9 protein-coding genes and 2 pseudogenes are annotated in these 7,554 nt (G+C 69.3%); 4 read left to right on the top strand and 7 right to left on the bottom strand.

Going from position 1 to position 7,554, the window contains the following annotated elements:
* On the top strand, window positions 1-162 hold a 162-nt coding region (locus tag AC1D15_RS12300), incomplete at its 5' end, for an Lrp/AsnC ligand binding domain-containing protein (protein ID WP_477826190.1).
* Window positions 163-181: 19 nt separating this feature from the next.
* Here the strand turns inward: AC1D15_RS12300 and AC1D15_RS12295 are convergent.
* The 4 genes from AC1D15_RS12295 to AC1D15_RS12280 form a co-directional block, all read right to left on the bottom strand.
* The gene (locus AC1D15_RS12295) at window positions 182-1,042 is read right to left on the bottom strand and encodes an HDOD domain-containing protein (RefSeq protein ID WP_477826189.1); all 861 of its coding nucleotides are present in this window, start codon (window positions 1,040-1,042) and stop codon (window positions 182-184) included.
* Between the two features lie 87 nt (window positions 1,043-1,129).
* The gene (locus AC1D15_RS12290; RefSeq protein WP_477826188.1) at window positions 1,130-2,143 is read right to left on the bottom strand and encodes an ABC transporter substrate-binding protein; all 1,014 of its coding nucleotides are present in this window, start codon (window positions 2,141-2,143) and stop codon (window positions 1,130-1,132) included.
* Between the two features lie 19 nt (window positions 2,144-2,162).
* The gene (locus tag AC1D15_RS12285) at window positions 2,163-2,936 is read right to left on the bottom strand and encodes an ABC transporter permease (protein WP_477826187.1); all 774 of its coding nucleotides are present in this window, start codon (window positions 2,934-2,936) and stop codon (window positions 2,163-2,165) included.
* Window positions 2,933-3,712, bottom strand: coding sequence for an ABC transporter ATP-binding protein (locus AC1D15_RS12280; RefSeq protein WP_477826186.1), 780 nt, complete (start codon window positions 3,710-3,712; stop codon window positions 2,933-2,935). Before AC1D15_RS12280 ends, AC1D15_RS12285 begins: the two co-directional genes overlap by 4 nt.
* Window positions 3,713-3,776: 64 nt before the next feature.
* Here AC1D15_RS12280 and AC1D15_RS12275 point away from each other — a divergent pair, with 64 nt between their 5' ends.
* Window positions 3,777-4,631 carry an aldo/keto reductase gene (locus tag AC1D15_RS12275; protein WP_477826185.1) on the top strand — a complete coding sequence of 285 codons (855 nt, stop codon included), beginning with the start codon at window positions 3,777-3,779 and terminating at the stop codon, window positions 4,629-4,631.
* Window positions 4,632-4,862: 231 nt separating this feature from the next.
* Window positions 4,863-5,492 (top strand): annotated as a pseudogene (locus tag AC1D15_RS12270) (TerC family protein); the annotation flags it as partial.
* 299 nt (window positions 5,493-5,791) lie between these two features.
* Here AC1D15_RS12270 and AC1D15_RS12265 read toward each other — a convergent pair.
* The 3 genes from AC1D15_RS12265 to AC1D15_RS12255 form a co-directional block, all read right to left on the bottom strand.
* Window positions 5,792-6,058 carry a hypothetical protein gene (locus AC1D15_RS12265; RefSeq protein ID WP_047500882.1) on the bottom strand — a complete coding sequence of 89 codons (267 nt, stop codon included), beginning with the start codon at window positions 6,056-6,058 and terminating at the stop codon, window positions 5,792-5,794.
* 42 nt (window positions 6,059-6,100) lie between these two features.
* Window positions 6,101-6,274 (bottom strand): hypothetical protein, encoded by a 174-nt coding sequence (locus tag AC1D15_RS12260; RefSeq protein WP_477826184.1) that lies wholly within the window; start codon window positions 6,272-6,274, stop codon window positions 6,101-6,103.
* A 340-nt stretch (window positions 6,275-6,614) separates the two neighbouring features.
* Entirely contained in the window at window positions 6,615-7,178 is a 564-nt protein-coding gene (locus AC1D15_RS12255; RefSeq protein ID WP_477826183.1) for a hypothetical protein, read from the bottom strand.
* A gap of 123 nt (window positions 7,179-7,301) precedes the next feature.
* On the opposite strand from AC1D15_RS12255, the pseudogene AC1D15_RS12250 reads away from it, so the two are divergent.
* A pseudogene (locus AC1D15_RS12250) lies at window positions 7,302-7,554 on the top strand (formate-dependent phosphoribosylglycinamide formyltransferase); the annotation flags it as partial.

Here is a 7,554-nt window from a genome sequence, read left to right as displayed (position 1 = left end):
CTGACCGGCGAGATGGACTACCTGCTGCGCGTGGTCGTGCAGGACATGGCGCACTACTCGCGCTTCGTGATGGAGACGCTGCTGAAGCACCCGAGCGTCGAAGACTGCAAGACCAGCTTCGTGATGGACCGGGTGAAGAACACCACCGCGGTACCACTGTAGCGGCGCCCGGCTGCACGCCTCAGTAATCGAGGTTCTGCAGCATCGCCTGCGTCGCGGCGGTCGACATGTTCAGCAGCTGGGCGATGTCGGCCACGTCGTCGGGGATCGCGGCGTTGTCCCAGCCGTGCGCGGTGTGCCGAGCGAGGCGGATCGCCAGCACGACGTTCTGCACCGTCGGATGCTCGGCATGCCGGTCGTCGGAGATGCGGATCAGCAGGTCGGGCAGCGTCCAGGCCTTCATCAGCGCCTGCTGCAGGTCGAACAGCTCGACGTTCAGCGTGCGGTGCTGGATCGCGTTGGAGCGCAGCGTCGGGTCGGCCGCCTGCGCGCGCTGGATGGTCAGCGCCAGGTCGGGCGCATGCACCCACAGCAGCATCTCGGCGAAGTCGTGCAGCAGCGCGGCTTCGTGGATCAGCGCGGCGTCGTGGTCCTGGCGGTGGATCGCGAAGGCCAGCGCGAAGCGGGAGGCGCGGTGCGCACGCCGCAGCACGTCGTTCAGGCCGGCCAGCGCTTCCGGCCGGCCGGCCAGCGCGTCCTCGATGGTGGGCTGCAGGCCGAACGCGCCGAAGAACGGCGAGATGCCCATCAGCACGACCGCGGCGGTGACGGTCTCGACGTCGGTGACGAGCCGCGCCGGGCGGTGCGTGGCTGCGTAGGCCAGCACCTTCAGCGTCATCAGCGGGTCGTCGGCGACCATCTCGCCGATCAGGTTGGCGTCGACGTCGTCCTCGTTCGCGCGCATCGCCTCCAGCGCATCGGAGGTGTTCGCGAGGACGGGGATCTCGCGGTCGCGAAAGTGCTGCACCCAGGCGGCGAGGTCGGGCAAGGCATGGGACAGCGGCTGATGGCCGGCAGGGCGCGGTGCGGTCTCGATGCTCACGTCACGGTGTCAGGAAAAGTGTTACCGCGAGTATCGACCTCTTTGCGCCGCACTTGAGGAAAACCTCACACGGCCGCACGGGGTGCCTCACCGCCCGCCGAGCTTCGCCTTCACGTCCATGCCGAGCTTCTTGTTGACGAACTGCAGCGTCGCGACCTTCGAGAGATCGACCTCGCCCGCCTTGTACAGCCCGGCCTTCACCATCTGCGCGTAGAAGTCGTGGATGCGCTCGGTGCTCATCGCGCCGACGCCGTTGCGCAGCGCCTCGCCCGAGTCGACGATGCCCTGCTGCTTCATCAGCGCGACCGAGGCCTCGATCTCCGCCTCGGTCATCTCCGGGTTCTCCTTGATCATCATCGCGTTGGCCGCCTTGCGGTCGCCGTACAGGTAGTTGACCCAGCCGAGGATCGACGCGTCGACGAAGCGCTGCACCAGCTGCGGCTTGTCCTTCACGGTGTCGGTGCGCGCCTCGATCACCGTCGAGTAGGTGCTGAAGCCGTGGTCGGCCAGCAGGTGCACCACCGGCTTGAACTTGCCCTGGTTCTCGACGTAGATCGGCTCGGCCACCGAGTAGCCCTGCTGGATCGCCTTCGGGTTCGCGAGGAAGGGGCCGAGGTTGTAGTTGTAGGGCTTCAGCACCTCGTCCTTGAAGCCGTGCGTGACCTTCAGCCACTGCCACCAGCTGAACTGGCCGTCTTTCGCGATCAGCGCGAGCGGCGCGGTCTTCAGCTTCTCGAACGACTCGTAGCCCTGCCCCGGGTGGGCGATGAGCGCCTGCGGATCCTTCTGGAACATCGCGGCGACGACGACGGTGGGCACGCCGTTCTTCACGTTGTCGAAGCTGTGCAGCAGGTTGCCGGTCATCAGGAAATCGATGCGGCCGGCCGGCAGCAGCGGGCGGTTGTTGACCTGCGGGCCGCCTTGCAGCAGCGTCACGTCGAGGCCGAACTTCTTGTAGGTGCCGTCGGCCACCGCCTGGTAGAAGCCGCCGTGCGCGGCCTGCGCCTTCCAGTTGGTCGCGAAGGTCACCTTGTCCTGCGCGAGGGCGGTGCCGGCCGCGAGGGTCAATGCCAAGGCTGCAAAGCTGATGATGTTCTTCATGGGTCTCTCCTTCGATGGATCAATTCTCGGTGGCATGCCAGCGGCCCAGCAAGAGCCGCGACAGCGCATTGAAGCCGGCGAAGATCAGCACGCCGGTCAGCACCAGCAGGCTCAGCGCCGCGAACATCTTCGGCGTCTCGGTGCGGAAGCTCGCCTCCAGGATGCGCGACGCGAGCCCGGTCTCGCGGCCGGCGGCGCCGGCCACCATCTCGGCCGTCACCGCGCCGATCAGGCTCAGGCCGCCGGAGATCTTCAGGCCGGCGATGAAGTACGGCAGCGCCGACGGCAGCAGCAGCAGGCGCAGCCGCTGCCAGGGCGAGGCGCGGTACAGCCGGAACAGCTCGCGCAGGTTCACGTCGGCCGCGCGCAGCCCGGCCACGGTGTTCGACAGGATCGGGAAGAACGCGACGATCCAGGCGCACAGCAGCAGCGCGGCGGTCGTGCTCTCGACGTAGATCAGGATCAGCGGCGCGACCGCGACGATCGGCGTCACCTGCAGCACCACCGCGACCGGAAAGAGCGCCTCCTCGACCGGCCGCCACAGCGCGAACACCGCGGCGATCAGCACCCCGCCGGTGCAGGCGAGCAGCAGCGCGCCGAACGTGATTTTCACGGTGAACCACCAGCTGCCGGCCAGCGAGGCGAAGTTGTCGACCAGCGTCTGCAGCACGAGGCTGGGCGCCGGCAGCGTGTAGTGCGGAATGTGGGCCAGCCGCACCAGCGCCTCCCACGCAGCCAGCAGCGCGAGCAGCACGACGGCCGGTGCGATGCGGCGGCGCCAGCGTTCGTTCACGCGGCTGCCGCGGCGTGCGCGGCCTCGAGCGAGCGCGAGACGGCCCGGCATTGGGCGACGTAGTCGTCGCTGTCGCGGAACGCTGCCTCGTGCGGCACCGGCCGGCGGATGCGGAATTCGGCCACGATGCGGCCGGGCCGTGCGCCCATCACCAGCACGCGCTGGCTMAGGAACACCGCCTCGAGCACGCTGTGCGTGACGAACAGCACCGCCATCGGGCGGGCCTGCCAGGCGTCGAGCAGGTCGATGTTCAGGCGCTGGCGGGTGATCTCGTCGAGCGCGGCGAACGGCTCGTCCATCAGCAGCAGCCGGGGCTGCGTGACCAGCGCGCGGGCGATCGATGCGCGCATCTTCATGCCGCCGGACAGCTCGCCCGGGAAGGCGTCCGCAAAGGCTTCGAGGCCCATGCGTTGCAGCAGCGGCAGCACCTGCGCGGCGGCATCGCGGCGCGCGACGCCGGCCAGCCGCAGCGGCAGCCAGGCGTTGTCGAACACGCTGGCCCAGGGCATCAGCGTGGGCTCCTGGAACACGAAGGCGGTGTCGCTGGCCGCATCGGCCTGCAGTGCCGGGGCCTGCACCGTGCCAGCGCTCGCGCGCTCGAGCCCGGCCACCAGCCGCAGCACCGTGCTCTTGCCGCAACCGGACGGGCCGAGCAGCGAGACGAACTCGCCCGGCTGCACGTCCAGCGAGACCGACTGCAGCGCCTGCACGCCGTTGGCGAAGCGCTTGTCGACCTGTCGCAGGGAGATCAGGGCATCTGAGGAGGCGTCCGACATAGGGTTCGCAGTGTGCCGCAGAACCTGTTCGCGCTAGGCTTCGGGGCCTACCTCGGAGATCTCCATGAACCACGTCGCCCTGCCTTCCGGACCCCCCGTGCCGAGCCTCGGCCTCGGCACCTGGCGCATGGGGGAATCGGCCGCGGCGAGGCGTGGCGAAGTGGCCGCGATCCGGCTGGCGATCGACCTCGGCTACCGGCTCTTCGACACCGCCGAGATGTACGGCGAGGGCGGCGCCGAAGAGGCCCTCGGGCAGGCCATTGCCGAGGCGCTGCGTGCCGGCGCGGTGCGGCGCGACGAGCTGTTCATCGTCAGCAAGGTCTACCCGCACAACGCGAGCCGCACCGGCACCATGGCCGCGTGCGAGCGCAGCCTGCAGCGCCTCGGGCTCGACCACGTCGACCTCTACCTGCTGCACTGGCCGGGCTCGCATCCGCTGCGCGACACGGTCGATGCGTTCGAGCGCCTGCGGGCGCAGGGGCGCATCCGGGCCTGGGGCGTCAGCAACTTCGATGCGAACGGCATGGCCGGCCTGTGGCGGCTGGAGGGCGGCGCGGCCTGCGCGACCAATCAGGTGTACTACGCGCTGAGCGAGCGCGGCATCGAGTTCGACCTGCTGCCGCGCCAGCGGGAGCGCAACGTCCCGCTGATGGCGTATAGCCCGCTGGCCCAAGGCGAGCTGGCCGCGCACCCGGGGCTGCGGCCGCTGGCCGACGCCCTCGGCGTGACGCCGACCCAGCTCGCGCTCGCGTGGGTGCTGCACCAGCCGGGCGTGATCGCGATCCCGAAGGCCGTGCGCGAGGCCCACCTGCGCGAGAACCTGGCCGCAGCCGGCTTGAAGCTCGGCGCGGCCGACCTGGCCGCGCTCGACAAGCTGTTTCCGCCGCCGCGGCGCAAGACCTCGCTCGCGATGGTCTGAGGATCGTCGTCTGAGAAGAGGGGGGGCCCCCGATTGACGCGCCAGGCCGGCTGCGGCGACACTGGCCTCGCAAGGGGAGTAGCCCCCCGATCAAGCCGCCGTCAGCACGGGCGCCGCTCCCGCGGTTCCCCGGCACTTGAGCAGCGCGTGGGACCGATGGACCAACGCTGTGGGCAAGACCTTCACCCGCCGTGCATCCGCACGGCGTGCACTCTTGCGAGGTGAAGGACCATGGAACTCTTCTCAGCTGACTTCTTCTCGGCCTTGATGGCCATCGTGCTGCTCGATCTCGTGCTGGCCGGCGACAACGCCATCGTGATCGGCCTGGCGGCCCGCAACGTGCCGCCCGAGATGCAGCGCCGCGTGATCCTGTGGGGGACGGCCGGCGCGATCGTGATCCGCGCGCTGCTGACGCTGATCGTCGTGTGGCTGCTCAAGATCCCCGGCTTCCTGCTGGCCGGCGGCCTCGCGCTGATCTGGATCGCGTGGACCCTGACGCAGGACAAGGACGGTGAGGGCCACAGCATCAAGCCGCAATCCACCGTGCGCGGCGCGATCCAGACCATCGTGATCGCCGATGCGGTGATGGGCGTCGACAACGTGCTCGCGATCGGCGGTGCGGCCCACGGCAGCATGCTGCTGGTGGTGCTGGGCCTGTTGATCAGCATCCCGATCGTCGTCTGGGGCAGCCAGATGATCCTGAAGCTGGTCGACCGCTTCCCGAGCATCGTCATCCTGGGGGCCGGCGTGCTCGGCTGGACGGCCGCGAAGATGATCAGCGGTGAACCGCTGATCAAGTCGTGGTTCGAGCACCAGCACCTGGGGCACCTGGCGCTGTACATGGTGTGCGTCGGCGGCGTCACGCTGCCGGCGCTGTGGCGGCACTGGAACGATCGCCAGCGCGAGACCGGCGTGTTGCTGGCGGTGATGGTGACCTGGCTCGGCGTGTTCGACATGATCGAGGAGGCGATGGGCTGGGAAGACCAGCCGGTCGACACCTGGCAGTGGTGGCACGAGGGCATCGACCTGGTGATGTGGCTGGGCTGGGTGCCGGTCGCGGTGCTGGTGCACAAGCTGTGGGAGAAGCGGCATCCGAAGCCGGTGCCGGCGCATCAATGAAAACGGGGGCCGCGAGGCCCCCGTTTCAATTCACGGATGAATCACAGGCGCGTGACGCCCTGCACCCATCCGACGAGTTCGCCATCGAGGTACAGCGCACCTTCCGGTGCGCCGGACTGCGCGTAGAACTCGAGCACCGGCGGCAGCGGCGGTGCGGGCGGCGCCGGCGGTACCGCCAGGCGCTGGGCCAGTTCAGCGAGCACGGCGCTCGCGGACTTCAGGGCGGCCGCTGCAGTGCGGCGCGCGAGGGAGGAGCCGGAGTGGCGCGGCGTCAGGGCGCGCCACGTCTGGGGCTTCGAGCTGGTCATGATCATTTCCTTCTTCGGCAGCGCGCTGGCGCTGCGTTGGATTCATGGGCTGTGGCGCAGCCGGGGGCTGCTGAGCTGGTCGAGTTCGCGGCTGAGTGCGCGGCGCGCATCCTGTCGCGAGGTACCGCCTGCCTGGTGGCTGCCGGCGCGACGGAAGTGCGCGGGCGCCACCAGTGGGTTGCGGGGCTTGCGGGCTGGCATGGTGATCTTGGACATGAGACATCTCCTGTGTGGACGAGGACGGCAGGGCCAGAAAGCACGACGGCCCGGTGCGGGAAGCAACCGGGCCGTCGGGATGAGCGCGCGTGCGTCGCGAAGCTCAGCCGGCAAGCGGACCGGGCGGGGCCCGACGGCCACCGAGACACTGAAACGCCGGCACCGACGGCGCGAAGGCGCGGCGGGCAAGGGCAGGGTTCAGTGCGCAGGCGATCAACGTGGGGACTCCGGGGTTGAGGGGCGGGGCGTCGCCGTGATAAAGGTGTTCATCACGGCTTGCGCAGATGATAAACAATCGATTATCAATTTCAACCCCCTTGTTCGAAGGTGTGGGGAAGAATCAACGTTTTTTCTTGAGCGGCGCGATGCCGGCCTGCGTGCGGGCCCAGAGGTCTTCGGCGGGCGGCGCGGCGCGGGGTGCTGCGGCCGCGGCGGTGCGGGTCGGCGGGGGGGGCGCTGGCGCCTTGGCGGGTTCCGCCGCCGGCATCAGCACCTCGCCGAGCAAGTCCAGCAGCCGCGTGCGGGCGCGCTGCGGATGGCGGCGGTAGTAGGTGAGCACCAGCCCGACGATGAAGCGCTCGTCGTCATCCTGCGGCACGTTGCGCAGGGCGTCGTCAGCGAGGGCTGCGGCAGGAGCGGGGGCCGCCGAGGAACCGGCCGCGTCGTGCGGCTGGTCCATCCAGCCGTTCGGCTTGTGGCACAGCACCTCGAACTGGCGTGCGAGCCGTTCGCCGATCTGCCGCGAGCGGCCCTTGATCTGGCTCCAGTAGCTCGGCTGGATCTGCAGGCGCTCGGCGAAGCGCCGTTCGAGGCCCCTCAGCGTGGCGGCATCCGGATGCTTGATGGTGTTGTGGACGAATTCATCGAAGAGGGCCAGCGCGTTGTCAAGGCGGAGCTGGGCCACGTCACGGGAGCCGGATTGCATGGTGCCGCATGATAAATCTTCGTGCATCAGCAGATGCGGCTGGGGTCGTCGGCAAAATCACGCTCTTTCCGCCCACAACCCTTTCACCGGCCGCGCAGCACCATGACGACCCTCGGAACCCCCCTCTCTCCCCAAGCCACCAAGGTGATGCTGCTCGGCAGCGGCGAACTGGGCAAGGAGGTGCTGATCGCGCTGCAGCGCCTGGGCGTCGAGACGATCGCGGTCGACCGCTACGAGAACGCGCCGGGCCAGCAGGTCGCGCACCATGCCCGCACGATCACGATGAGCGACCCGGCGCAGCTGAAGGCGCTGATCGAGGCCGAGCGCCCGCTGCTGGTGGTGCCCGAGATCGAGG

The sequence above is a fragment of the Rhizobacter sp. P2_H2 genome (genome assembly GCF_056403375.1).
The sequence above is the reverse complement of the archived record's forward strand: the minus strand, read 5'-3'. Positions and strand labels throughout refer to the sequence as shown.

What these genes read in the sequence shown, in the direction of transcription:
- AC1D15_RS12290 (WP_477826188.1), bottom strand. Translation starts at nt 2,143, where the DNA reads ATGAAGAACATCATCAGCTTTGCAGCCTTGGCATTGACCCTCGCGGCC.
- AC1D15_RS12275 (WP_477826185.1), top strand. Translation starts at nt 3,777, where the DNA reads ATGAACCACGTCGCCCTGCCTTCCGGACCCCCCGTGCCGAGCCTCGGC.
- AC1D15_RS12265 (WP_047500882.1), bottom strand. Translation starts at nt 6,058, where the DNA reads ATGACCAGCTCGAAGCCCCAGACGTGGCGCGCCCTGACGCCGCGCCAC.
- AC1D15_RS12260 (WP_477826184.1), bottom strand. Translation starts at nt 6,274, where the DNA reads ATGTCCAAGATCACCATGCCAGCCCGCAAGCCCCGCAACCCACTGGTG.